Origin of the sequence: Nonomuraea diastatica (genome assembly GCF_004349015.1) — a bacterium.
Classification (GTDB): Bacteria; Actinomycetota; Actinomycetes; order Streptosporangiales; family Streptosporangiaceae; genus Nonomuraea; species Nonomuraea diastatica.
The window spans coordinates 47,795-71,023 of record NZ_SMKP01000027.1 but is presented as its reverse complement, the minus strand read 5'-3'; the positions used below and the strand labels follow the sequence as shown (position 1 = coordinate 71,023).

19 protein-coding genes are annotated in these 23,229 nt (G+C 68.8%); 8 read left to right on the top strand and 11 right to left on the bottom strand.

The window, feature by feature from the left end:
* On the top strand, window positions 1-633 hold a 633-nt coding region (locus E1294_RS52645; RefSeq protein WP_181958490.1), incomplete at its 5' end, for a hypothetical protein.
* A gap of 16 nt (window positions 634-649) precedes the next feature.
* On the opposite strand, the gene E1294_RS12530 is transcribed toward E1294_RS52645, so the two are convergent.
* The 6 genes from E1294_RS12530 to E1294_RS12505 all read right to left on the bottom strand — a co-directional run bounded on the left by E1294_RS12530 (window position 650) and on the right by E1294_RS12505 (window position 11,668).
* The gene (locus E1294_RS12530; protein ID WP_132508025.1) at window positions 650-1,054 is read right to left on the bottom strand and encodes a VOC family protein; all 405 of its coding nucleotides are present in this window, start codon (window positions 1,052-1,054) and stop codon (window positions 650-652) included.
* An 82-nt stretch (window positions 1,055-1,136) separates the two neighbouring features.
* Entirely contained in the window at window positions 1,137-3,446 is a 2,310-nt protein-coding gene (locus tag E1294_RS12525; RefSeq protein ID WP_132508023.1) for an SDR family NAD(P)-dependent oxidoreductase, read from the bottom strand.
* The gene (locus E1294_RS12520; RefSeq protein WP_132508021.1) at window positions 3,443-4,777 is read right to left on the bottom strand and encodes a cytochrome P450; all 1,335 of its coding nucleotides are present in this window, start codon (window positions 4,775-4,777) and stop codon (window positions 3,443-3,445) included. The genes E1294_RS12525 and E1294_RS12520 overlap by 4 nt, the downstream gene beginning before the upstream one ends.
* Entirely contained in the window at window positions 4,774-7,317 is a 2,544-nt protein-coding gene (locus E1294_RS12515) for an SDR family NAD(P)-dependent oxidoreductase (protein ID WP_132508019.1), read from the bottom strand. The genes E1294_RS12520 and E1294_RS12515 overlap by 4 nt, the downstream gene beginning before the upstream one ends.
* Complete coding sequence (locus E1294_RS12510) at window positions 7,314-10,220, bottom strand: SDR family oxidoreductase (protein WP_132508017.1); 2,907 nt, start codon at window positions 10,218-10,220, stop codon at window positions 7,314-7,316. The genes E1294_RS12515 and E1294_RS12510 overlap by 4 nt, the downstream gene beginning before the upstream one ends.
* The gene (locus tag E1294_RS12505) at window positions 10,217-11,668 is read right to left on the bottom strand and encodes an acyltransferase domain-containing protein (RefSeq protein WP_165977249.1); all 1,452 of its coding nucleotides are present in this window, start codon (window positions 11,666-11,668) and stop codon (window positions 10,217-10,219) included. The genes E1294_RS12510 and E1294_RS12505 overlap by 4 nt, the downstream gene beginning before the upstream one ends.
* Window positions 11,669-12,382: 714 nt before the next feature.
* Between E1294_RS12505 and E1294_RS12500 the strand changes: the two genes are divergently transcribed.
* Entirely contained in the window at window positions 12,383-12,922 is a 540-nt protein-coding gene (locus tag E1294_RS12500; protein ID WP_425465204.1) for a TraB/GumN family protein, read from the top strand.
* Window positions 12,923-13,059: 137 nt separating this feature from the next.
* Here E1294_RS12500 and E1294_RS12495 read toward each other — a convergent pair whose 3' ends face one another.
* Entirely contained in the window at window positions 13,060-13,818 is a 759-nt protein-coding gene (locus E1294_RS12495) for an SDR family NAD(P)-dependent oxidoreductase (protein WP_132508011.1), read from the bottom strand.
* 249 nt (window positions 13,819-14,067) lie between these two features.
* Between E1294_RS12495 and E1294_RS12490 the strand changes: the two genes are divergently transcribed.
* Window positions 14,068-14,973 carry an AraC family transcriptional regulator gene (locus E1294_RS12490; RefSeq protein ID WP_132508009.1) on the top strand — a complete coding sequence of 302 codons (906 nt, stop codon included), beginning with the start codon at window positions 14,068-14,070 and terminating at the stop codon, window positions 14,971-14,973.
* Between the two features lie 120 nt (window positions 14,974-15,093).
* Here the strand turns inward: E1294_RS12490 and E1294_RS12485 are convergent, their stop codons facing one another.
* Both E1294_RS12485 and E1294_RS12480 read right to left on the bottom strand, forming a co-directional pair.
* Entirely contained in the window at window positions 15,094-16,212 is a 1,119-nt protein-coding gene (locus E1294_RS12485) for a DUF1648 domain-containing protein (protein ID WP_132508007.1), read from the bottom strand.
* A complete protein-coding gene (locus E1294_RS12480; RefSeq protein WP_132508005.1) occupies window positions 16,209-16,598 on the bottom strand; it encodes a GntR family transcriptional regulator in 390 nt (129 codons plus the stop codon). Before E1294_RS12480 ends, E1294_RS12485 begins: the two co-directional genes overlap by 4 nt.
* A gap of 55 nt (window positions 16,599-16,653) precedes the next feature.
* On the opposite strand from E1294_RS12480, the gene E1294_RS52640 reads away from it, so the two are divergent.
* The 4 genes from E1294_RS52640 to E1294_RS12465 all read left to right on the top strand — a co-directional run bounded on the left by E1294_RS52640 (window position 16,654) and on the right by E1294_RS12465 (window position 20,022).
* Window positions 16,654-16,824, top strand: coding sequence for a hypothetical protein (locus E1294_RS52640; RefSeq protein ID WP_165977248.1), 171 nt, complete (start codon window positions 16,654-16,656; stop codon window positions 16,822-16,824).
* Window positions 16,821-17,978, top strand: coding sequence for an acyltransferase family protein (locus E1294_RS12475; protein WP_132508003.1), 1,158 nt, complete (start codon window positions 16,821-16,823; stop codon window positions 17,976-17,978). The genes E1294_RS52640 and E1294_RS12475 overlap by 4 nt, the downstream gene beginning before the upstream one ends.
* A 584-nt stretch (window positions 17,979-18,562) precedes the next feature.
* The gene (locus tag E1294_RS12470) at window positions 18,563-19,747 is read left to right on the top strand and encodes a cytochrome P450 (protein WP_132508001.1); all 1,185 of its coding nucleotides are present in this window, start codon (window positions 18,563-18,565) and stop codon (window positions 19,745-19,747) included.
* Window positions 19,748-19,854: 107 nt separating this feature from the next.
* Entirely contained in the window at window positions 19,855-20,022 is a 168-nt protein-coding gene (locus E1294_RS12465; protein WP_220447693.1) for a hypothetical protein, read from the top strand.
* A gap of 304 nt (window positions 20,023-20,326) precedes the next feature.
* Here E1294_RS12465 and E1294_RS12460 read toward each other — a convergent pair whose 3' ends face one another.
* Window positions 20,327-20,806, bottom strand: coding sequence for a GntR family transcriptional regulator (locus E1294_RS12460; protein ID WP_132507999.1), 480 nt, complete (start codon window positions 20,804-20,806; stop codon window positions 20,327-20,329).
* 1,080 nt (window positions 20,807-21,886) lie between these two features.
* On the opposite strand from E1294_RS12460, the gene E1294_RS12455 reads away from it, so the two are divergent.
* A complete protein-coding gene (locus E1294_RS12455) occupies window positions 21,887-22,342 on the top strand; it encodes a hypothetical protein (protein WP_132507997.1) in 456 nt (151 codons plus the stop codon).
* A gap of 346 nt (window positions 22,343-22,688) precedes the next feature.
* Here E1294_RS12455 and E1294_RS12450 read toward each other — a convergent pair whose 3' ends face one another.
* A complete protein-coding gene (locus E1294_RS12450; protein WP_132507995.1) occupies window positions 22,689-23,228 on the bottom strand; it encodes a hypothetical protein in 540 nt (179 codons plus the stop codon).
* Window position 23,229: the final 1 nt, after the last annotated feature.

The following is a 23,229-nucleotide window of genomic DNA, read 5'->3' as shown; positions in this document are numbered from 1 at the left end:
CCCATCGCCCAGCCGAGCACCTCACCGTCCGCACCGCCCACCTCCGCACCGCCCACGTCCGCACCGCCCACGTCCGCACCGCCGTCGGCCACGCCCACCGGCTCCCCCGAGCCCGAGCCCGAGCCGTCCAGCACGTCCAGCGACAGTTCGGGCGCGCCGCTCGACCACGCCGAATTCGGCGACTGGAACTTCTCCCTGAAGGGCGAGAAGTACGCGGCACGCAAGGTCGGCGGCTGGACGTACGACTCGTGCGACCCGGTGGACGCCGAAGGCGTGATGGCCGACAACAACTGCGAGAGCGCCATCCAGCTCGCCTACACCGCCTACGGCGGGAACCTCAAGGCGGTACAGATCGTCTTGGCGTTCCCCTCCAGCAGTGACGCCAGGAACGCCGCGAAGCGCCTGAAGAACACCGCCGACAAGAACGTGGTCTGGCGCAGGAGCAGCGCCCACAGGAGCTACTCGTACGGCAAGATCTACACGGGCGCGTACGTCAAGCACATGGTCATCACGATCGTCACCGCCAACTCGTCGGCCAAGCCCAAGGCCGAGAAGTTCCACACCGCCATGCAGACCGACCGCGGCGTCTACTTCTTCATGGGCCGCCAGAGCGAACGGGCCGTCACCAGCTGACCCGGAGACCCCGACGTCAGGCGAAATCGGCCGCCGTCATGCCCGCCGGATGTCCGGGCGGCCACTGCACGAGCTCGATCCTGTAGCCGTCAGGATCGGTCAGCCATGACGTCCGCATCCCCGGTCCCAGCTCCGCCGGCGGCTCGGCCGTGACGCCCCTGGCCGCGAGATCGGCGATCGTGGCATCGAGGTCGTCGACCTGGACGACGAGGTGGTTGACGGCGCTGATCTCCTTGACTGGTCTTGCGGGGTCGTGCACGAGCTCAAGGCTGACGAACGGGTCGTCGGGCAGCTTGAGCATGGTCAGGCTGCCGAACTCCGTCTCGGGAACCCGGCCGAGCTCGGCGTACCCGAGGGCGGTGTAGAAGGCGAGCGAGCGTTCCAGGTCGGTGACCCGCAGCCCGAGGTGCAACATGCGCATGCCCGGCAGACTAATGCCGACGTGACGAGGGCCACAATCGCGCCGCCGTCACCGAATCGCGCACTCCGGCAGGGCCGCGGCGCTACCCGGCGGAGGGCGAGGCGGCGGGCCCGGCCGTCACCCCTTCGACGGACAGGACCTGGCGGCCTGATCTCAGCCCGGCCCAGCCGCCGGCGACCGGACGGAGCTCGTCGACCTGCTGTGCCCCTGGATACGGCACGATGCGGGCGATCTCGACGACGTCGCCCGTCACCGGCCCCGCCCGGCGCACCATGGCATCGAGCGCGGCGGGAGCGATCCCGTGCGGCGGCGGGAACGGCGACGTCCACAGATCGGCGGAGGTCACCGCGGGCAGCTGGTCTCCCGCGCCGAGGACCAGCCCCGACCAGTCCAGCCGGCCGCCGGAAGCGGCCACGCCGCGCGTGACCGGTGGCGGCACGGGCTGCGGAGGCATCGGCGGCGACGGCCGGTAGAGCAGCCGCATCGACCCGGCCGTCTCCCCGGTCTCGGCCGTGATCGTGACCTGGACGCTCCAGCCTTCCTCTGTGGTCTCGCCCAGCGCCCGGGTGGTGAACCGGCTCCCGCCCGGGGCCAGGACCAGCGCGGGCAGCCGGGCCCGCACGTCCCGCACCTCGGCCAGGTGCTGGGGCGGCCGGTCCTGCGGCACGACCCAGTCGGCGACCGAGCATGCCTGCTCGATCAGCACCGAGATCGGCAACGCGGCACGCCCGTCCACGGTGAACTCGGCCAGGCACGGATGGGCGCCCGGCGTATGGACCACGCTGCTGCGCAGCTCGCGAAACGGTTCGAACAGCTCGGCGGAGCCCAGGAAGTGCGCGAGCCCGTGCAACCTGGGCAGATCCGGATGCCCGGTGAAGAGCCAGAAGCCACGGAGCTGAGTGGGCACCAGCGCGCTGCCGACCTGGCCGATGAACATGACCTCCCCGGTGCCGCCGGAGCGCAGTTCGCGGATCCACCGCCGGACTCCGTCGGCCGGGTCGATGGTGGACATGTAGCGGACCGCCGCGTCGTAGTTGGCGATCACGCCGAGCCGCTCCCAGGTCGGCCAGCACAACGTCTGCGCGGGCAGCCCGTGCGTGTTGCGCGCCCAGAACCCGAGTCTGGACAGGGCCTCGTTGCCCGCGGCGTAGTCGATCTGCCCGATCATGCCGCCCATGCGCCCGGCCAGCGAGCCGACGTTGCAGAACACCTTGACCGTGTCCTGCCGCATGCGGAGCACCGCGCGGGTGAGGTTGGCGAAGCCCGTCACCTTCACGTCGACCGTTCGCACCACGTCTTCCGGGGTCTTGTTGTCGAGCCTGGTCGGCAGGTCGATGCCCGCGTTGTGGACGATCACGCTGGGGTCGGGGATGCGGGCGAACAGCGCGTCGACCTGTTCCGGCCGCACGCAGTCGCACTGCTCGTACGTGATGCGCATGCCGTCGCGCCGGGCGGCCGCCAGGTTCGCGCCGACCTGGCGTAGCTCGGTCTCGCGTTTGAGCGCGGCGCGTACGTCCCGCAGTTGCCTGGCCGTGCGGGCGGAGCGCACTCTGGCCCGGCAGTGCTCGGAGTAGTCTGCGTCGTCCATGGTCAGCCAGCGGGCGTCCACCGGAAGCTCGCCGCGACCGGTCACCACGACCTGGCAGCCGAACTCCTCGGCGACCCCGCGGGCCAGGGCGAAGCCGACACCACGGGCACCACCCGAGATCAGCACCACGTCGTCGGATCCCAGCTCGACGCGGGGCGGCGGTTCCGGGCTGGGCCGCGCGTGCAAGGCGTGGCGGACCCCCTGCCGGTAGCCGATCTCGTACAGGTCCCAGGCCGTCAGCTCGGCCGCCAGCAGCTCCGCCAGGCGGGTTTGCCCGATCGCGTCGACGTCCAGCACCTTCACCGCGAGGTTGGGCAGCTCGCGGGGCAGGCACTTGGCGAAGCCGGCCCAGATCCCACCCAGAGGGGAGTCGATCGGCCCGCCTTGGTAGCCCATCAGACCGCCCATGGCGGTGACGGCGACGTAGCAATACCGGTCGGCGCGCGGGTCGGCCCTCCAGGCACCGTATCTGCGCTGCACCATCCGGGTCGTCCTGGCCAGCGCGTCCCGCCATTCCCCGCCGTCGAACCGGTAGGGGACGCCCACGACGTTCAGGTCGATGATCCCGTCCCAGTCGTCCCGCTCGGGTTCTCGACCGGGGACGCAGAGGTCGGCGCCGAGCGCGTGCGCCACCTCCGTGGCCAGTTCCGCGTCGGAGCCGATGACCAGCAGCCGCCGCGCCACAGGGGAGGGAGGCGGAAGCGGGTGCGGCACGGGCTCCCAGATCATGCGATGGACGGGCCGGACGAAGGAGGCGGTGTCGAAGGACACCAGGTGCGGGCGGACCGGCGCGGTGGTCGTCACGTCCGCTCCTGCACGACCGCGGGGATCCCGCCGCTGGGGAACAGCGTGATGTACTGTCCGCTGCGCACCGTGTGCGCGCCGGAAAGCCGCAGCCGGTAGCGCTGCGACAGCATGGCCACCGCGGTCACCAGCGTGGCCATCGCCAGCCCCTTGCCGATGCACATGCGCCGCCCGCCTCCGAACGGCAGGAAGGCGTGCTTGTGCCGCTTGTCGTGGGTGTCGTCGAGGAAACGCCGCGGATCGTAGGCCTCCGGGTCGGACCAGTGCTCGGGGGAGCGGTGCGTGCCGTACACGCTGAGCAGGACCGTCGTCCCCGCCGGCACCTCGCGGCCGGCCAGGCAGTCCGGCTCGACGGCGTCGCGCGGGAACTGCCAGACCGGCGGGTGCAGGCGGAGCGCCTCGTTGATCGCGGCCGTGGTCTGCACCAGTTCGCCCAGCCGGTCGGGTGCGGGCGCCTGTCCCGCGAGCACCTCGTCGACCTCGCGCTCGACGGCGCGGCGGGCCTGCGGGTGCCTGGCCAGCTCGTACATGGTCCAGGTGAGCGCCTGGCCGGTGGTGTCGGAGCCGGCCAGCAGCAGGGTGCGGAGATTGTCCGACACCTCCGCCTCGGACAGGCCGGCGGCGAGCAGCTGCCCGGCGGCGTCGGAGCCGCACTCGCCACGGGCACGGCGTGAGCTGATCACCCCGTGGATGATGCCGTCGAGGACCCGGTTCGCCCATTTCCGGTCGCGGTGGTACCGGGTCGGCACGAAGGAGGGGACCATGGCGGGCAATCCCATGATCGTGCTGATGAAGATGACCTTGTTGGCGATCGCGGCGGCCCGCGTGTAGTCGGTGCGCGACAGGTCCTGGCCGATCAGCGCCATGCCCAGGACCCTGGCGGCGACGTCCATCAGGTCGGGCGCCACGTCCACGACGTCGCCGGAGGCGGCGTGCGCCGTCCAGCGGCGGATGACCTCCTCGGTGGCGCCGACCGCCTCGCGCGCGTCGCTCCGCACGCGCTGCGGGCTGAACGCGGGCTGGACGGCCTTGCGCGGCCCGCGCCACTGGTCGGTGTCGAGCGTCAGCAGCCCGAAGCCCATGACGCCGGAGAATTTGCGGTAGAGCTTGCCTCGCACATAGTTGTCCGGGTTGGTACGCAACACCCGCTCGATCGCCTCCGGCTCGGTGACCTGCACGAACGGGATGGGCAGCTTGACCGAGACCATCGAGTCGCGTTCCTGCATGCGCAGGGTGTAGGTCAGCGGGTCCTTGTAGTAGGGGATGGCGTCACCGATCACCGGCAGCCCTGCCGGGCCGTGGGCGACAGGGCAGCTTCCCTGGCGTGTCATGAGCGCTCCTCGCGGTCGAATCGTTCCCTGTCGACGTATTCGCCGGTCCCCTGGTCCACGTAGCCGACGATGGTGCTCGTGATGTCCTTCACCTGGAGCAGCACCTCGCCGTCTGCGGCCACCGCGATCGCCCGGTTCTCCGGTTCGGGGTCCTCCAGCTCGAGGTCGACGGGGGTGACGTAGAGCTCGACCGGTTCGGTCAGCGCGGCGAGCGTGAGGTCGGTATGGCCGCCGTACAGGTCGATCCGCCGGACCGCGCGCGGGATCGCGACGGGCGTCCAGCGGTCCGCGACGGTGTGCAGAACGGCCACACGCACCAGGCCGTCGAGAGTGATGGAGGGGATCAGCCGGTCGGGGAACCAGCGTCGCAACGCGGGCGCGTCGAGCGCGAGCCGGCCACGCCGTCCCAGCGGATGCCCCCGGGTGTCGGTGGTCGACCGGAACACCTCGCGCAGGAGCACGTCCGACCCGGGCGCGTGGTAGGGGTCGCGGAGGGGCTTGCTGCCGTGCTCGTCCCAGTGCGTCCACCTCGGGCCGGGCACGGGGGCGTCGCGCAGCCGTACGGTGACCGAGAAGTGCAGCTTGTCGCGGACGACGGTGACGCCGTTCGGCGCCACCACGTCGCCCAGCACGCGCACGGCGACCACCGACTCGCGCTCGTCGGTGCGGAGCAACGTGGCGGTGAGCCGTTTGACCTCAGGCCGGTCCTTCCGGTAGATCCGCAGGAACGACTCCAGCCGCAGGTCCTCGAAGACGACCGGTACCCGGTCCGGCACCAGCGACACCGCGGCTTGCGCGGCCAGCTCGGGCACGAAGGTGCCGGGCAGGGTCGGATGACCGCGCACCTGGTGAAACTCCAGATAGCCGTCCCTGTCCAGGGTGAACGTACGCTGCGCGACCAGTTCCGTGGCGTCGCGGCGCAGCACCGTGTCGATGTACGGCAGCGCCCGCGGCTCGCCCATGCAGAAGTCCAGGAACTCCGGCCGGATGCCCCTGACGAGTTCGCGTTCCTTGTCGCCCAGGAACACCGTGGCCGGCGCGTCCCGCACGGCGGCCAGCTCGGTGAGGAAGTGGTCGACGCCCTCCTCGGTCGGCATCGGGGTGTACGCGTCGATCTCGGCGAGGAAGGCGCGCATCAGCGGGGTGGCACCGAGCCCGACGTCCCGCCAGAGGGTCCAGCCGATGGTGAACTCGTTCTCGGCGCCCATCGCGGCCATGTTGAGGAAGTCGTTGCCCGCGGCGTAGTCGGTCTCGCCGCGCTGGCCGGTCAGCCCGATGAACGAGCCGAAGTTGCACCAGCGGCGCGGCTCCCGCCCGCGCAGCGCCTCCTTGAGGTTCAGGTACGTGTGCACCTTGAGGTCACGCACCGTGCGGAAGTCGGCGACGGACTTCGCGGTGACGTCGGAGGCCCGGTTGGTGCCGGCGATGTTGAGCAGGAGGTCGACCGGGCCGCTCACGGCGTCGACGGCCTGCTTGACCGCGTCCGGGTCCCGGAGGTCGCAGCGCAGGTAGCGGATCCGCCCGGGCCCGGACAACCGTTCCAGCTCGGTGAGCGTGTCGCGGACCTGCCGCTGCTCGATCAGCCGGTCGTACCTGGCGTTCGCCTCGGCCACGCTGACCCGGCTCGGCCCGTTGAGCTGGGCCCTGATGAACGTGCTGCGGTCGGGCAGTTCCTCGGATTCGCCGGGCGGCTGGGAGCTGCCCAGGATCACGATGCGCGGGCGGTATCGCCCCGCCAGCGCCGTGAGGATCGGTGCGCCGATGCCACGCGCCCCACCTGCGGCCACCACCAAGGAGTCCTGGCCCAGCACCGGCATTCCGTCCGGCAGTCTGTCCGGTGTCGCCTCGGCGGGCACCGCTCGGGGGGTGAGCCGGCGCCCGCCGGCGTGATAGGTCACCGGGAGGAGCTGGCCTGCGCCCAGCTCGGCGCTCACCGTGGCCAGCACCTCCTCCAGCGGCACCGCCTCGTGCACGGTGGCGAGCACGCCGGTGTCCGGCAGCTCCAGCGCCAGGCTCTTGACCAGGCCGGTGAACAACCCGGTGAGGGCCAGCGGCACCCCCGCCGCGGTGACGCCGCCCACCACGCTCACCACGAACGAGCCGCCTGCCAGGCGTGGCGCGCACTCCTTGGCCGTCATGAACGTGCGCTCGTGCAGCTCGAGCAGCTCGCGGACTCGGTCGGACCAGCGCGCCTCACGCAGGCTGGGGTCGGTGGCGTCCACCAGCACCCGTACGTGCCGGGGTTCCTGGCCGTCCTGGTGGGCCAGCGCGGCGCGGAATGCGGCGGAGTTGGTGAGCACGACCGCGTCCGCCGGGATCGCGGGCGGGGCGGAGCGGACGGGCCGGCGCGGGGCGGGTGCCAGCTCGATCACGTGGCGGTCCAGCAGAGGAGCCGCTTTCTGCTGCCTGCTCAGCCGGATCACCCGCGGGCTCGACAGCCGGTCGGCCCTGAGCTCGATCGCCGTCCGGCTCCGCTCGCCGCTCAGGAAGGCGATCAGCTCGCGCCCGCCCTGCGCGCCCAGGAAGTTCGCGCGGGTCATGCGATCGCCTCCAGCGTCTCTTCCACGGCGGACTCGACGGACACCTCGGCGAGTACCGGCAGGCCCTCTGCCAGCGCCAGCGACTTCCTGGTGACCGCGAACAGGAACGTCCCCTCGCCGATCTCCCCGCCGCCCAGCAGGCGCCCCCAGGACGTGAGACTGTTGCCGTTGCTCCCGGCGACCAAAACGACGTCCACGTCGCCGAAGTCCAGATAGCACTCGGCCACCTCGAAAGCGTCGGCGAGCGACGCTCCGCCGCCGTCCACGGCGATGTTGAGCCCACGCAGGTCGAAGTAGCTGCACAGCCGCGCCGGGATGACGTTGGGCATCTCGCCGGGGAAGGAGTCCTCGTCCGGCTCGGCGATCAGCCCGGTCACGCGTTCACGCAGCTCCCGCGCCTTGGGGACGGCCTGGCGGTCGAGCTCGTCCAGGTGGGCGCGGATCGCGTAGAGGACCGCGTTCCTGGTGGGCCCGGTGTGGCCCACCACCACGCCGGTGGTCCGGCTGTGCCGCCGGCAGAACTCGCGGACCCGGGGGTCCATCCGGTGCATGCACTCGATGATCATGAGCTGGGTGCGGTCGGTCGCCCGGATCGTGGAGGCCGGCAATCGCAGCCGGGCGAACGGCGGGCTCGGGTAGCCGTCGCCGAACGAGTTCGGCAGGATGATCCTTCCCTGCGCCCACTCCGCGACGTGCGCGTTGCCCTCGGCGCCAGGCACGTGCGCCGACCAGTCGACGATCACCATGGGCTCGCCGGTTCTGGCGCCATAGCCGGCCTTGCCGCGACGGTCCGGCCGGAACTCCTGAATCAGCATGTGCGCGTTGGTGCCGCCGAAGCCGAAGCCGGACACGGCCACGGTGCGCGGCCGGTCGGGCCGCGCCGGCCAGGGCACGGGCCGCGCGGGAATCTCCAGGTTGCACGACTCGATGCCGAAGCTGTCCGGCGCCGCCGAGAAACGGTGCTGAGCGGGGATGACCTCGTGCCGCAGCCCCAGAAGGGCGTGGATGACCGACACCACCCCGGCCGCCCAGCCCGTGTGGCCGATCAGTGATTTGTTCGAGGTCACCTGGACCGGATGCGTCCCGGCGTAGGCCGCGCGCAGGCTCAGGAACTCGGCCTCGTCGCCCGCAGGGGTTCCGGTGGCGTGCGCGATCACCCAGTCGACCTCGCCGGCTTCGACGCGCGACTTGGCCAGCGCGCGGGCGACGGCCAACTCCTGGCCCGCGCTGGACGGCGCGTAGACGGCCTTGCCCTTGCCGTCCGCGGACAGGCCGACCCCGGCGATCAGGCCGTACACGGTGTCGCCGTCGGCGAGGGCCCTGGACAGCCGCTTCAGCACCACGACGCCCGCTCCGTCGGAGAACAGCACGCCGTCGGCGGTCCTGTCCAGCGCGCGCACCTCTCCGCTCCTGGACAGCCCGTACAACTTGGAGAACAGCACCGACCCGCTGGGGACCAGCGCGAACGCACCGCCGCACACGGCGACGTCGGCCCGGCCGGACAGCACGTCGCGCAGTCCCAGGTCGATCGCGTACAACGAGGACGAGCACGCCGTGTCCACCATGAGCAGCCGGGTCCCCGCCGGCAGCAGGCCCTCGATGGCGCCGGCGCCGATCCGGTGCGGGAACGGCTGCGATCGGGCGGCGTCACCGTGCCACAGCACGGAGTCGGGAACCTCGCCCAGCTCCTCGCGGATGAGCGCTTCCTGCAGGTGCTGGCTTCCGTCGGGGGTGAAGCCGAAACAGGCGGTGTACGTGTCGCCGTCCCGCCTGGCCACGCCCTCCAGCGCCTGGTGCACGCTGTGCCTCAGCCACACCGTGGTGAAGTCGAGCCCGTCGTCCGGCCGCTCGGCGGCCAGCTTGGCGTGCGGCGTGAAGCCGGTGATGAAACCCGAGCGGCGCTGGTAGGTCTTGTCGGCGGCGCTCGGATCGTCATCGTGGAAGCCCGCCATCGACCAGCGATCCGCCGGGACGTCGACGAACAGCTCCGCGCCCTCCATGAGCAGCGACCAGAAGCCGTCAGGATCGCTGGCCCCCGGCACGGCCAGCCCCATGCCGACCACCGCGATCGGATCCGCGTCCTGATCGGAGCACGTCGCCGGTTCTGGCTCCGGTTCTGGTCTCGGCTCAGGCTCGGGGTTCGGGGACGTGGCGCGGCGCTGCAATGACATGCCGCCGTCCGCCACCACGGTCTGCCCGGTGATCCATCCCGCGCCGGAAGAGGCCAGCAGCAGGACCAGGTCGGCCAGGTCCTCCGGAGTGGCCAGCCGCCCCAGCGGGGTGGCCGCCACCAGGTTGGCGCTCACCGACTCGAACCCCGGGAACATACGGCCGACCGGATTGTCCATGAGCGCGACGGAGGCGGTGTTCACCCGGATGCCGTCCGGGGCGAACTCCGCCGCCAAATAGCGGGTCAGCGCCTCCAAAGCGGCCTTGGACAGCCCGATCGGCAGGTAGTTGGCCGGTGCGTACAACGCGCCGAGCGAGGAGACGTTGACGATGCAACCCGCGCGGGATCGGGCCAGCAGCGGGCGGGCCGCCCTCGCGCACCAGAGCGCGCCCTTGACGTTGACGTCGAACGCCTGGTCCAGGTGTTCCTCCGTCAGCTCGTCCCAGGGGGCGAACGTCCCGCCGGCGGCGTTGTTCACCAGCAGGTCCAGCCGTCCGTGGGTGGCGTTGACCTGGTCGAACATCCGCCGAACCTGATCCGGCTTGGCCACGGACGCCCTGATCACCTCGACGCCGTCGCCCAGCTCGGCCGCGAGGGTCCTGGCCTCGTCGTACGAGTGGAAGCAGTTGACGATCACTTTGGCGCCGGCCTCGGAGAGCGAGCGCACGATCCGCGCGCCCACGCTGCCCGCGCCGCCGGTGACGAGGGCGACGCGGCCGTGGAAGTCCGTCATGTCGTGCCCGCCCTGGCAAGCGAGTCGACGACGAAGTCCACCACTTGGCCGAAGGTCCGGTAGTCGGCCATCCGCATGTCGTCAGGCGGCGGGCCCAGCTGGAACAGCACGCCGAGCCTGCCCATCAGCTCCACCCGCTTGACCGAGTCGACGCCGAGGTCGGCCTCCAGTTCGGCGCCGTCCTCGAAGACCTCCTCGGGGTATTCCAGGGTGGTGGCGTAAAGGTCACGCACCCGGGCGGCGACCGACTCCCTCGACGGTGGCCCTGCGGGCGTCTCCACCGGCGGCGTCGGCGCGGGAGGCGCGGACGTCCGCTGCGGCGGAACAGACGCGAAGGACGCGCCCGTCTCCCGCGGCGGAGACGCGGCGGCGGGAGACGTGCCCGTCTCAGGTGTCGCGGCCGCGGGATACGTCTCCGTCTCCGGTGTCACGGCGGCGGGCGGGTTCGCGATGGTCGTGCCGGTGTGCCGGGCGGTCCGTGACTCGGCGGCGGGGGCCAGGTACTGCCCGGTCTCGCGGAGCGTGTCCAGGTCCGGCAGCAGTGGCGTGTGCACGGAGGCGGCCGGTTCGATCGAGCGGACCCGGGAGGTCAGCGCGCGCCCCGCGCCCACCTCGACCCACACGCCGGCCCCCGAGCGGTGCAGCCGCTCCACGGTGGGCCCGAACCGCACCGGCGTGACGAGGTGAGAGGCGAGCAGCTCGCCGAGGTCGTCGGAGTCACGGTAGTAGCGGCCGAGCACAGGTGAGAAGACCGGAAGGCGCAGGCCCCTCCGGCTGTATCCGCCGAGCCGGCGGGCCAGCTCCCTCCGCGCCTGGTCGAGCAGCGGGCTGTGGAACGGATGCGGCGAGTGCAGGGCGGTCGAGGGCAGCCCGATCGCAGCGGCGATGGCCGCCGTGCGGCGCAGCGCGTCAGCCGTCCCCGCGACCACCGTCTGTGCCGGCCCGTTGTCCACCGCGACGACTGCGCCGGAGGTCGGGAGCAGATCGAGGATCTGCTGGGCCCGGTCGGGCGCGCAGCCCAGCGCCAGCAGTCCGCCGCCGCTGGCGTCATGCTCACGCAGCACGGTGATCCGGTGACAGAGGATCTCCGCGCCCTCGGCGACGTCCAGCGCGCCGCCGGCGACCAGGGCCGCGATCTCGCCGAGACTGTGCCCGACGAGCACGCTGAACCTCGCTCCCTGATCGGACAGCGTACGAAATGCCGCGACCGACGTGGCGAAGACAGCGAGTTGCAGCACGTCCGGCGCCGCATCAAGCAATTGGTCGGCGGTATCACCGGAAAAGGCGCGGCTCAGACCTTTTCCGAGAATGCCGCCGGCCACCGTGTCAATGGTTTCGATCGCCTTGGCGGCCTCGGGATCCTGCGCGCGCAAGAGTGCTAAAGCACCCGGGAGATAGGCTCCCTGACCTGGGAAAAGACCCACAACAACCTCAACGGAGCTCAGCATTCCTGTCCCCCTCAGAGCACGGTGTCGACGAGATCCCCATTCCTGGGATTTGCGTTGCATATTCCGCGTGCGAGCTCGATGAAGCCAAGGTAACCGCGCTCACACAGTGCGGACACCCCTAAGCCGAGCGCCGAATCAGGGGTGATCACGAGGCCGCGGAATGGGCCTCAGGCACGCTGGGCGCGCGCTCGAACGGCCTGTCCGGCGGTGTTCCGCCGGATGGCACGATCCGCTCGGCGTCCGCGCGGGGAGGTGACACCAGGCGGGGGCCGTTCCCCCTCTTGATAAGGTCAGGGCATGCCCACTGGCAGCTTGTTTCTCTGACCGCACCCGCGAGAGGCGGCAGCGCCGGAGCCTGCGTTGCTCCGGCGGCGGCCGGACGCGCGCCGACTGAGGCGGCGTTCCGGCGATCTGCCACGCGCTCTTGACCGAGGTCAACCATCACTCGACAGAGAAACGAGCACCATCACCATGACGCTCCACGCCTCCTCAGGGTCGGCCCATCCGCTGACCGAGCACATCACCGTGCTGAACACCCTCGACCCCGACGAGCCCCTCCTGGATGATCTCCACCCCCTGCGCACCATCGTGGAAGACGCCCGGGTCGTGGCCATCGGCGAGGGCGCGCACTTCGTGCACGAGTTCGCGCTCGCCCGCGCGCGACTGCTCCGTTATCTACTGGAACACTGCGGATTCGCCGTCGTGGCGTTCGAGATGGGCTCCGGTGACGCCGCGGCCGTCAATCCCTGGCTCGCCGGCGAGGGCGACGAGGGCGACCTGTCCCGGGTGGCCGGTCGGCACACTGTCAACCTGTTCGGGGAGCTGTTGCGCAGGCTGCGCCGCTACAACAGCGGCAGGTCCCATCCCGTCCAGATCGTCGGGATCGACCTGCCCAACAGCCTGACCCTTCGGCCCGACCTCGACCCGGTCGCCGGCTACCTGCGGATGGTCGACGAGGGGGTCGCCGACATGGTGGCCGGCCTCCTGCGTACGGCCGGCGCGATCACCGGCGGTTCGGCCGCTGCGTCCGCCTCCGGGAAGCCTGGAGAAGGCCCTGGCGGACGCCGGACTCGCCACCGGCGTCACCCTGACCGATCTGCGCTCCCCCGACCAGGAGGTGATGGCCCTGGACAGCATCCGATCGCAGAGCGCCACCATGGACACACCCGTCTCCCAGACGTTCGACGCGGTCCTGTGCACCCCCACCGCGACCACCGACCCCACCACCACTTTCACGTCCTAGATCCCGCATGAGACGAACGCGGCGTGAGGGCCGCCCCAGCGGGGTCCCCTCGCGCCGCGCCGTCGGCGACGCCGCAGGCAGGGCCACCCGTCGGGCGGCGGAGGGGCCATGGGCGCCGGCCCGCTCGGCTGGCCGGGGGCTTGCTCGTCTAGAGGTTGAAGCCGCCCGAGATCGCGATGTTCTGAGCGGTGACCCAGCGGCTCTCGTCGGAGACCAGTGTGGCGATCATGGCGCCGATGTCATCGGGTTCGCCGACCCGGCCGAACGCGGTCCTCGCGGCGAGGACCTGGACGACCTCGGGGAACCGGGTGAAGGCGTCGCCGCCGAGCCGGGTGCGGGTCGGACCGGGTGAGACGGCGTTGACGCGGATGCCTCTCGTGCTGAACTCCTTGGCCATGTACCGGGTCAGCACGTCAAGGCCGCCCTTCATCGACGCGTAGGCCGAGTATCCGGGCTCCAAGCCCGCCGTCGCCGCTGAGCTGCTGCTCGTGTTGACGATGGACCCGCCGTCCGCCAGAAGGGGAAGCAGCCGTTGCGTGAGGAAGTACGGCCCCTTGAGCAGGACCCGCATGAGCCTGTCGAACGTCTCCTCGGTCGTGTCCTCGATCAACGACGACTCGGCGTAACCGGCGTTGTTCACCAGGTGGTCGAAGGTGTCGCGCTGCCAAGTGTCGCGCAGCACGTCGGCCACCGTGTCGCGGAAGGCCGCGAAGCTGGCGACATCGCCGAGGTCCAGCGGCAGCGCGACGGCCCAGCCGCCCTCCTTCTCGATGGCGGCGGCCGTATCCAGCCCTGCTCGCGCGTTGGTGCCGTAGGTCAGGATGACTCCGGTTCCGCGCTTGGCGATCTCGATGGCGGCGCTCTGCCCGATGCCGGAGCTAGCGCCCGTGACGACGGCGACCTTCATGGTGTGTTCCTCCTGCGTGCGTGTCTGTGCATGAACAAGGGGGCGCTCTACGCCGGGGTCCGGGGGCAGGACTCGGGCGGACCAGCCGGCGCGCGCCCGCCGGGCCGTGGCCGAGATCTGCGGTGTTGGAATGAGGTGATTCCATTCAACTGGCGCCACCTGTGGAAACGTTAGAACGATCCTCGCCCGTACGTGCACGATCCTCTCGCGTACGGGAGCCGAGGCCCGGAAACGTGTTGCAATGGCCGCATGCGGCTCGAAGAACTCCGTGATCTGCTGGCCCGCCATGCCCGGCCCGACTGGACCACCGCCATCGACGGTGTCCTCGTCTCGAAGGTCGACCGTTCGGACCCGCCGGCGCTCTCGATGTCCGGCACGGTGCTGGCGGTCATCGCCCAGGGCGCCAAGCGCCTCGCGCTGGGCGACCGGATCTTCGAGTACGGCGCCGGCCAGTACCTGGTCGCGTCGGTAGACCTGCCGATCACCGGGCAGTTCCTGCAGGCGAACCCCGAGCAGCCGGCGCTGGGCTTCGGGCTCACCCTGGAACCGTCCGCCGTCGCCGAGTTGCTCCTAGCGGCCGGGCCTGGAGACCTTCCCGCCATCGGTGGCGGCGCGTCGTCGGGGATCGCCGTCAGCGACGCTCCGGCCCAGCTGCTCGACGCAGTGCTCCGGCTGCTGCGCCTGCTCGACGAGCGCCGCGACCGGGCCGTGCTGGCCCCGCTGATCAAGCGCGAGATCCTGTGGCGCGTGATCGTCGGCGAGCAGGGCGCGACGGTCCGCCAGCTCGGCCTCGCCGACAGCGGTCTCAGCCACATCTCCCGGGCCGTGCGCTGGATCCGCGAGCACTACGCGCAACCCTTCCGGGTCGAGGACGTGGCGAGGTTGTCCGGCATGAGCGTCTCCGCGTTCTACCGCAACTTCCGTGCGGTGACCGCGATGAGCCCCATCCAGTTCCAGAAGCAGATCCGGCTGCAGGAGGCCCGGCTGCTGCTCGCCACGCACCCGAACGACGTCACGGGAGTCTGCCACCGGGTCGGCTACGACAACCCGTCGCAGTTCAGCCGGGAATACCGCCGCCAGTTCGGTGCGCCCCCCAGCCAGGACGCCGCCCGCCTGCGGCACACGGTGCGTACCCCTGCGGGTGTCCTCCCCTGAGCCGTCCAGGACGGGCGCTCCTCGCTTTGACGGCATCCGCGCCCCCAGGACGGCGTGTCAGGATGGCTGTGTCCAGGTCCGCCTCGCAGGATGCAGAAGAGGTTGTGCGTCCGGGGCGGATCAAAGGGCACCCGTCAGCAGCAGCCCCGCCAACACGATCAGGCCGACGGCGAGGACGCCGAGCAGGAGCCAGGCGATCGGATGGCCGAGGTTGAGGGTCCACGACGAGGAGCCGAGACGGTCGTGCACGAGCAGGGCCGGGTCGCGGCGGTTGACGTAGACGGCGCCGGCCAGGAACCAGTGGTGGTCGTCGTCGCGCTGGCCGAGCCCCGAGTCCTCCTGCTCCTCGCCTGGCAGAGCGGGCAGCCGGTGCCCGGCCTGGCCCACCTTGATCTCCCACGTCAGCCAGCCGCCCACCAGCACGACGAGCGGGACATAGACGGTCACCTGCCACACGATCGTGGGAGTGACGATCTCCCACAGGTGCAGAGCCGCGAGAAGCAGGCTCAGGTTCAGGCAGGCCGCGGACAGGAGCGACATCACCGCCATGCCGAGCAGGTAGATGCGGTAGCGGCGGGCCGAGCCCCTGGGCCTGGCGGCATCGAGGTCGGGACGGGCGCGCAGCACCACCAGGACCATGGCGACGACGACCAGCGTGAGGGCGATCTGGTAGATCACCGGCTGGAAGGCGCTCAGCACGGTCGTGGGCTCGCGCTGGGTGGAATCCGTACCGAACCCGAAGAACAGCGGCAACGTGGCCGGCAACGTGCCGTGGCGCACCCAGCCGACACCCGCGGTCAGCAGGAGGACGGCCAGCGCGGGAAGGCCCCACGACCACGGCACACGAACCGGGTCGGTGCGGAAGGTGGTGTCCACGGCGACGCCCTGACGTCGCTCGGTCGTCCACTCCCCGGTGAGCTTGGCGGTGCGGATCATGCGATGGGCGCGGTAGAACACCAGCACGTCCGCGACCGCCACCACCGACGTGGTGATGCCGATCGCGGCGGCAGATCCGGTGACCAGCAGCACCGGGACCGAGACCACCGCAGCGAGCGCAGCCGCCACCACGGTCAGGCGAACGTAGGCCCGACGCGCGGCGATGACGGCCGGATCGTTCACCCGCTGGACGCCCACGCGCACGCCGAACGGCAGGGTGGGCCTGGCCAGCGCCGGAAGCGCCAGCATCAGGCACGTGACCAGCGCGATGATGATCAGGCCGGCGCAGAGGATCAGGATCATGCGCCCTCCTCGAAACCGATCAACAGCGCCTCACACCGACGCAGCACATCCTGCCGGTCCATGCCCTGAACGGTGGCTTCTGCCAGCAGCACACGCACGCGTTCCTCCCAGTCATCGATGAAGGGCGCCTCGGGCGGGCCGGTGGCGGCATCACGCCGTATGACCGCGCCACTTTTGCGGTTGATTCGGATGACGCCCTGCTGTCGCAGCAGGTCGTAGGCCTTGTTCACGGTATGGAAGTTGATGCCGAAGTCCGCGGCGAGTTGCCGCGTGGAAGGTAGCGGGTCGCCTTCGTGCGCCTGCCGTCTGGCGATCTCCTCCACGATCCGGTCCCGGATCTGCTGGTAGATCGGGACCTCGCTGTCGAGATCGAGAGTCAACCGCACGCCACGACTCCATCTGCTATACAACAAATAGAACATATCGCATTAGGGGAACCTCATGCTCCAGGAAAAGATCCACCAGGAAACATCAACTGTCCACTTCGCCCCGCGGACACGCTTGTTCACCACGACCGGCGCTGTGAGCGTGCCGCTGGCGGAGATCACCGAGGCGGACCTGCTCGGGCACACCGTTCGGGCCGCGGACCCTGGAGAGGCGGCGAACCGATGACGCAGCCCGTCAACCAGCCGGCCGCGCCGCCCACCACCTCCCCGCGGCTCCTCTACGTCGACAACCTGCGCACAGCCCTGATGGCACTCGTGGTGATCCACCACTCCGCGATCGGCTACAGCACCATCCCGAAGTGGTACTACACGGAACCACCGGCGGACCCCTCGGGAACGCTCCTGGACGTCATGCTCGTGTTCAACCAGGCGTTCTTCATGGGTGCCTTCTTCCTCATCTCAGGACTCTTCGTGCCGGGCTCCTACGACCGCAAGGGGGCCGCGCCATTCCTGAGGGAGCGGTTGCTGCGCCTGGGAGTCCCGCTGCTGCTCTGGCTCCTGGTGATCCGTCCTCTGGCGACCTTCGGCAGATACGCCGCCGCGGTCGACGCCGCCGCCCGGCAGGGGACCGAACTGCCCTACTGGACGTACTACCTGCTCTCGTTCACACCGGGGCCGATGTGGTTCGTCGAGGTGCTGTTCGTGTTCAGCGCACTCTACGTCCTCTGGCGGCGCCTGGCCGTCGGGGACCGGCGCGCATCCGCATCGGCTCCGGCCACGGGCCGGGCGCCCGGCGCTGTCGCGATCGCTGGGTTCGCCATCGGGCTGGCCCTGGCGACCTACCTGTGGCGCATCGTGGTGCCGATGGGCGACTCGGTCCTGGGCTTGCCGACACCCGCCTACCTGCCGCAGTACGCGGCGCTGTTCGCCGTCGGGCTGATCGCCGCCCGGCGCGGCTGGCTGGAGGACCTCTCCAGAACGGCCGGCCGGGCCGGGTTCGCCACCGCGGCAGTCGCCGCGGTCGGGCTCGTCCTCGTCCTCGCCTCCTCCGGAGAGGCGATCCTGGGCCACGGGACCTTGCCGTCCCTGGTGGCGGCAACCTGCGAGACAGCCCTCGCCGTCGGCATCGTCCTCGGCCTTCTGGTGCTGTTCAGGGAGCGCCTCGGCCACCAGGGACGCCGCCGCCGGTTCCTGTCGACGCACGCCTTCACCGTCTACGTCATCCACCCGGCCGTGCTGGTCGCCCTGGGCTACGCCCTGCGCGACGTACAGGCGCCGGCGGTCGCGAAGTTCGCCCTGCTCACCGCCATCGGGCTGCCGCTGTGCTGGGCGACGGCGTACCTGGTGCGCGCCCTGCCGGGCGCCCGGCAGGTGCTCTAGACCGTACGGGTGCCCGACGGCTGAGTCACGTCACGTTTGCCTGATCACAGCAGCGAGGGGCCGTCACAGCGCGTGTGACGGGTCATTCGCGGGCTTCATCTCGTTTCCAGGGCCGCCCGGGCGATGGTCACTCGGTCAGTCGGCTGGCATCTGGCCGGTGGGCTGGGGCTGCTGCCACACGTCACGACCGTTGCCCCACAGCTCTGAGGCGTGCTCCTGAGCGAGCAGGAGGCGGCGGAGCAAGCGTTGTGAGCACTCCTCTGTTCCGTGTGGGATGCCGGGCCAAGATCCTTGACATGCTGTGCAACCGCGCCCGGACACGAGATTCGGCACGCGCGCCCGCCCCGGTTGACGTGGCGATTCCACGCCTCCGCTGAAGCCGCAGGGCGGATGGAACCTGACTTGCCGCTCACGATCTCGGCTTCGGCGCCGCCTCGATCAGCGCTCGGCGCGCGTGCGCTGCTTCTTGCGCTCCCGCACTTCACCATGGCGGCACCATAGTGCATGCGCTGACTTTTTTCATGCATTGAAATTTTTCATCTGATGCGATTTTATGGCAACGGAGCTCGGAAAGGAGCCGAAACATGTCCGAACTGACCCTGCCCACCGTCCGCCAGCGCCCGCTCGACCCGCCCGACGAAATCACATCACTTCGACAACAGGGGGCGATGCACCACCTCACGTTCGCCGACGGCCACCAGGGCTGGCTCGTGACCGGCCACGCGGCTGCCCGAGCGGTCCTGGCGAGCCCGCACTTCAGCAACCGGCCGGAGGGAGCGCACCCGGTGATCCCGGCCCGGATGGAGCTGGTCAGGGAGTTCCAGGTCCCGCCCGGGTTCTTCCTGCGCATGGACGCCCCCGAGCACACACGCTTCCGCAAGCTGCTGACCGGGCAGTTCACGGTACGCAGGATGAAACTGCTCGAACCCAGGATCGAGGAGATCACCAACACCTGCCTGGACGAGATGGAGGCCGCCGGCGGGCCCGTGGACCTGGTGCAGGCGTTCGCGCTGCCGATCCCGTCGCTGGTGATCTGTGAGCTGCTCGGGGTGCCGTACGACGACCGTGCGCAGTTCCAGGAGGACTCCAAGATCCTGGTCACCCTGGAGACCAAGGCTGACGACGCCCGGGCGGCGATCCGGCGGATCTGGTCATACCTGGGCGGACTCATCCAGCGCAAACGCAAGGAGCCGGCCGACGACCTGCTCAGCGGACTCGTCGAGAGCGGAGAGCTGAACGACGCGGAGCTCGCCGGCGTCGGGGTCCTGCTCCTGGCCGCCGGGCACGAGACGACCGCCAACATGCTGGGGCTGGGCACGTACGCGCTGCTCACCAACCCCGGCCAGATCGCCCTCATGCGCGACGACCCGTCGGCGGTGGACAACGGCGTCGAGGAACTGCTGCGCTACCTTACGATCATCCACCCCGGCCCGGTACGCACCGCGCTGGAGGACATGGAAATCGAGGGCGTCGCCATCAAGGCGGGCGAGAACGTCGCCATCCATATGCCCGCCACCAACCGCGACCCCTCCCGCTTCCCCGACGGCGATCGGCTCGGCCTCACCCGGCCCGCCGGCGGGCACCTCGCCTTCGGCCACGGCATCCACCAGTGCCTCGGCCAGCAGCTCGCCCGCACGGAAATGCGCATCGCCTACCCCGCGCTGCTGCGGCGCCTGCCTGGCCTGCGCCTGGCAGTAGCACCCGAGGAGGTGCCGATGCGCTCGGACATGAGCATCTATGGAGTGCACCGCCTCCCTGTCACTTGGTAGGTCACGGATGACATCAAGGCAGATGAATCGGTGTGCATCGGGGCGGGCAGCCTGGCTGATCCGCACCTGACGCGGTCGTAGTTGCCGAGCACCGGCCCTGGGCGCCGTTGTCCGACTACGGCCAGAGCGCGCTGGAGCTCGCGCTCCCAGGTCCTCGCGGAGAGCGGATCAGCACGGCCGTGCTGCGCGACGCGACGCTCCGGGACGAGGTGGTGACCGCGCTCGGATATGAGCATGTCCGGCGCCATGATCTGCGGCACACCGGGCTCGCCTGAAGACTCGTTGGTCCCCGGATGGTCCCCACCTGCGGGTGATCGGTAGCCGGAACGACGAAAGCCCGTCACCTTGGAGAACTCTCCAGATGACGGGCTTTGCCCTACCGTCGGGACGACAGGATTTGAACCTGCGACCCCTTGACCCCCAGGCACGGGAAGAGGGTCCGACAAGGTCTGAGGGAGTCGGGCGGGGAGCCCTCTGCCTGCATGAACGTCTTGAGCCGTCGGGTACCGTCGTCGCAGGTCTGACTGCGTTGGCTCCCCTACTTGGCTCCCGTTGGCCCCCCTCTGGCGATCCCAAGAGCTAGCTCTCTGGCCAGTCCTCGCGCTTGGAAACGTACGTCCCCTTCTGGGGGACCGTGAATACCCAGCCCAGCTCACGCAGATACGCCACAGTCTGTCTGATCGTGCCTGGCGCCCGGTCGAATCGCTGTACAAGCGTCTTCTCGCTGGGGATGAGCCGATTGGGGACGTACTCCCCCGCTTTGATCTGCTCAATGATCTCGTTGGCGATCTGTTGATAGACCGGGACCTGGCGGGGAGCCTGCGGGGCGCTCTTTGGCCCCACAAAGGTCCCGCGCCCTTGCTCCGAGTAGACGGCGCCCTCCTCTTTGAGGAGCTTGATGGCGCGGCGGACGGTCTGCCTGGTTACTTCGTACGTCTTCACCAACTCGACTTCAGAGGGCACAGCAGAGCCGGGCGCGAGGTCGCCTGAGGCGATGCGCTCTCTAATCTGGTCCGCTATCTGCACATATAGGAGCACAGGCCCCTCACGGTCGAGCACCCTCGCACACTACGGAAGCGCACTCATGCCCCATGGGAGCACTACTCCCATATGCAGGAGTCTGTACAAGTACTAGAGGAGGGCATACCTATAGAGGTAGGATGGAAGCGTGATCCTCCGCGATGTGCCTTCCACGCTCCAACAACCGTCCGACCCGGACCTGCCCGGTTGCTTCAGACGCTTCTACGTCTGGCATGACGCGCGCGAAATCTGGCATGCGCAGGCGCTTCCGAAAGTGAGACCAATCGAAATTGTCCACGGCGTCCGACCACACCTGATAGCCGATTCCAAGATCCAGCTAGCTATTTTGTGCATATGGCAGCGGTTTCATCGCGACGTTGTGCGCCTATCTCTGTGCGAATTCGCTGGTGGAGTCAGAAGTGTGGAGAAATCAGCAGGAGGCGATCAATGCCTAGCCCCTTAGGTCCAGACACTCCTGTGGCATGGGACTGGACGCTGAGCTATGAGGCCAAGGCTATAGCAGGAGGATCCATCGGACGCTGCGTGAGTCCGCTAATTGCCTATCGGCACATGCAGAGAGCTTTGGAAAAGCTGCCTCACGGCAACGACATGCATATCAGCGGAGACATTCAGCGAAAAGGGGAATGGGATCCAATTCTTCAAGATCGACCCTTTATACACACGGTTGCCATCATTCAGGAAGGCGTCCTTCAGTGGCTTATGAAGTAAAAAAAAGCATGGTTAAGGCCAACAAGCTTCGAAAGAACATGCTCCTGGCATTCGATCGCATTACGGGTCAGCCATTCGAACTGCGGGTCGCACGAACGCGCGAGCCTTCCAATGAGGAGCAGCGCGTTTGGGGAAGAATTCTTGAGCGCCGTTACGGCGGCCGTTCATTTCGCCGGTGTGTACAGACCAAGGCCGAGATTTGGGTAATCTGCGAATTTCCCTGCGGCGACTCCATCATTACGTCAATCCACCCGGACCAACTAGTGCCGACTCTCAAGATGCCGGACGATGACATCTTTCAGATAGCTCTAGAGAATCCAGTCAAGCCACCGTGGGAGGTTTAGCTCCCCTCCTCGCAAAGTCGCCCTTACAGCCAAAGGAAGTATTCCCATGGAGAGAGCCAGCGACAAAATAGCATTCGAGCCACAAGAGCCGGATGATGGATTTGATTCCATCAAACAGGAATACAAGAAGGTGAACGCAGCCCTACAGTCCATGGATGATTTGGAAGCGGCATACCAGATCGCTACCCAACTGGCGGATGGCATGCGGCAATTGGCCGATGCGGCGGCACTGGCCCGCGCCAAATCCGCCGCCCGGATATGCGATACAGAGCAACTGTCTTTGAGCGGCCTTGCGGCGAGACTGGGCGTGTCAAAGGCGCGGGCTAGCCAACTGCTAAAGGCGGCTCGCAACAGCGCTCGGGGCGAGGAGCCTGAACCCGGTCACGACATACTGGCCAGCGAGGTTGAGCCCGCGCCACGACGGCATCGTGTTGTCGTCTTAGACGTCTGCGACAAACAGAATAGTCAGGTCCAGATAGTTGTCCGCCACCGAAGCGCGTAGCCTTGTTTCGCCGCCGCTATTCTTCTCGTCGGGGAGGCGGTCCGCGTTAAGCGCTTCGCGCCACGCCTCAAAGTCCTTGCGTCGCTGGTCGACATTTTCCGCGTCGCACGTTCCAGTAAGCGCTTCCTTAGCCGGGCTGCTGTGAATCGACCAGCTAATTACCGGTAGGTGTTCATTTGCGGTACGTGCCAGAAGGTCTCTAAGGGCATCCGCAGTTCGCTGCTGCAAGTGCAGTTGATCCTTCAGAGCTTTCTCAGCTTGCACTTGCGACGCCAACCTTTCTTGCCCCTCTTTATCTTGCATCTCTTGTTACCCCGCCTTTCTTGCGCCCTTTCTGTTGCGCCATTTACCCTTCTGAAAGGGTGATCGGCTCTTGGCCGTGTTCGTGGTCATACATGCCCGCGAGGGCTGGACGGAATACCGCTAGATGGTCCGGCCACCGGCCATTGAGAGCCGAGCGCGCGGCGGAATCCGTTTGAAGCAGGAATTGCAGATGCCGCAGTCCATGCATAAGCACGTCGATGTACCGAGGGATTGGCGCTTCCGTCGCCTCCACCGGAATCGGCTTACCTACGGCGTCGGGAATAACCGGGCTGATTGGCGCCGCATGAGCCCATTGGTCGAGTACGAATGCGTTGCATTCGATGACTGCAATGTAGGTGAGAATTACGGCGGTTTCATCGGCACGCCAGGAAGTCGAGTGCAGAAGCTTTACGCCTTCTGCGACTCCGTTCGTTTCGAGAAGGTTGGTGACGGTGGCATGAGGATCGCTGTTCTTCCGAACTGGCTCTGAACGCCATGCGTCATTACCGCTAACCAGCCACAGTCCAACGTCGTCGGCCGAGACAGGCCAGACCTCAATGACGACTTCTGTTAGCTTATTCATC

Coding starts and splice junctions, on each gene's coding strand:
- E1294_RS12485 (WP_132508007.1), bottom strand. CDS start 16,212: ATGATCCTGATCCTCTGCGCCGGCCTGATCATCATCGCGCTGGTCACG.
- E1294_RS52640 (WP_165977248.1), top strand. CDS start 16,654: ATGCTCCAGGAAAAGATCCACCAGGAAACATCAACTGTCCACTTCGCC.
- E1294_RS12500 (WP_425465204.1), top strand. CDS start 12,383: ATGGGCTCCGGTGACGCCGCGGCCGTCAATCCCTGGCTCGCCGGCGAG.
- E1294_RS12530 (WP_132508025.1), bottom strand. CDS start 1,054: ATGCGCATGTTGCACCTCGGGCTGCGGGTCACCGACCTGGAACGCTCG.
- E1294_RS12455 (WP_132507997.1), top strand. CDS start 21,887: ATGGAGAGAGCCAGCGACAAAATAGCATTCGAGCCACAAGAGCCGGAT.
- E1294_RS12515 (WP_132508019.1), bottom strand. CDS start 7,317: ATGACCCGCGCGAACTTCCTGGGCGCGCAGGGCGGGCGCGAGCTGATC.
- E1294_RS12475 (WP_132508003.1), top strand. CDS start 16,821: ATGACGCAGCCCGTCAACCAGCCGGCCGCGCCGCCCACCACCTCCCCG.
- E1294_RS12470 (WP_132508001.1), top strand. CDS start 18,563: ATGTCCGAACTGACCCTGCCCACCGTCCGCCAGCGCCCGCTCGACCCG.
- E1294_RS12520 (WP_132508021.1), bottom strand. CDS start 4,777: ATGACACGCCAGGGAAGCTGCCCTGTCGCCCACGGCCCGGCAGGGCTG.
- E1294_RS12450 (WP_132507995.1), bottom strand. CDS start 23,228: ATGAATAAGCTAACAGAAGTCGTCATTGAGGTCTGGCCTGTCTCGGCC.
- E1294_RS12490 (WP_132508009.1), top strand. CDS start 14,068: ATGCGGCTCGAAGAACTCCGTGATCTGCTGGCCCGCCATGCCCGGCCC.
- E1294_RS12495 (WP_132508011.1), bottom strand. CDS start 13,818: ATGAAGGTCGCCGTCGTCACGGGCGCTAGCTCCGGCATCGGGCAGAGC.
- E1294_RS12505 (WP_165977249.1), bottom strand. CDS start 11,668: ATGCTGAGCTCCGTTGAGGTTGTTGTGGGTCTTTTCCCAGGTCAGGGA.
- E1294_RS12510 (WP_132508017.1), bottom strand. CDS start 10,220: ATGACGGACTTCCACGGCCGCGTCGCCCTCGTCACCGGCGGCGCGGGC.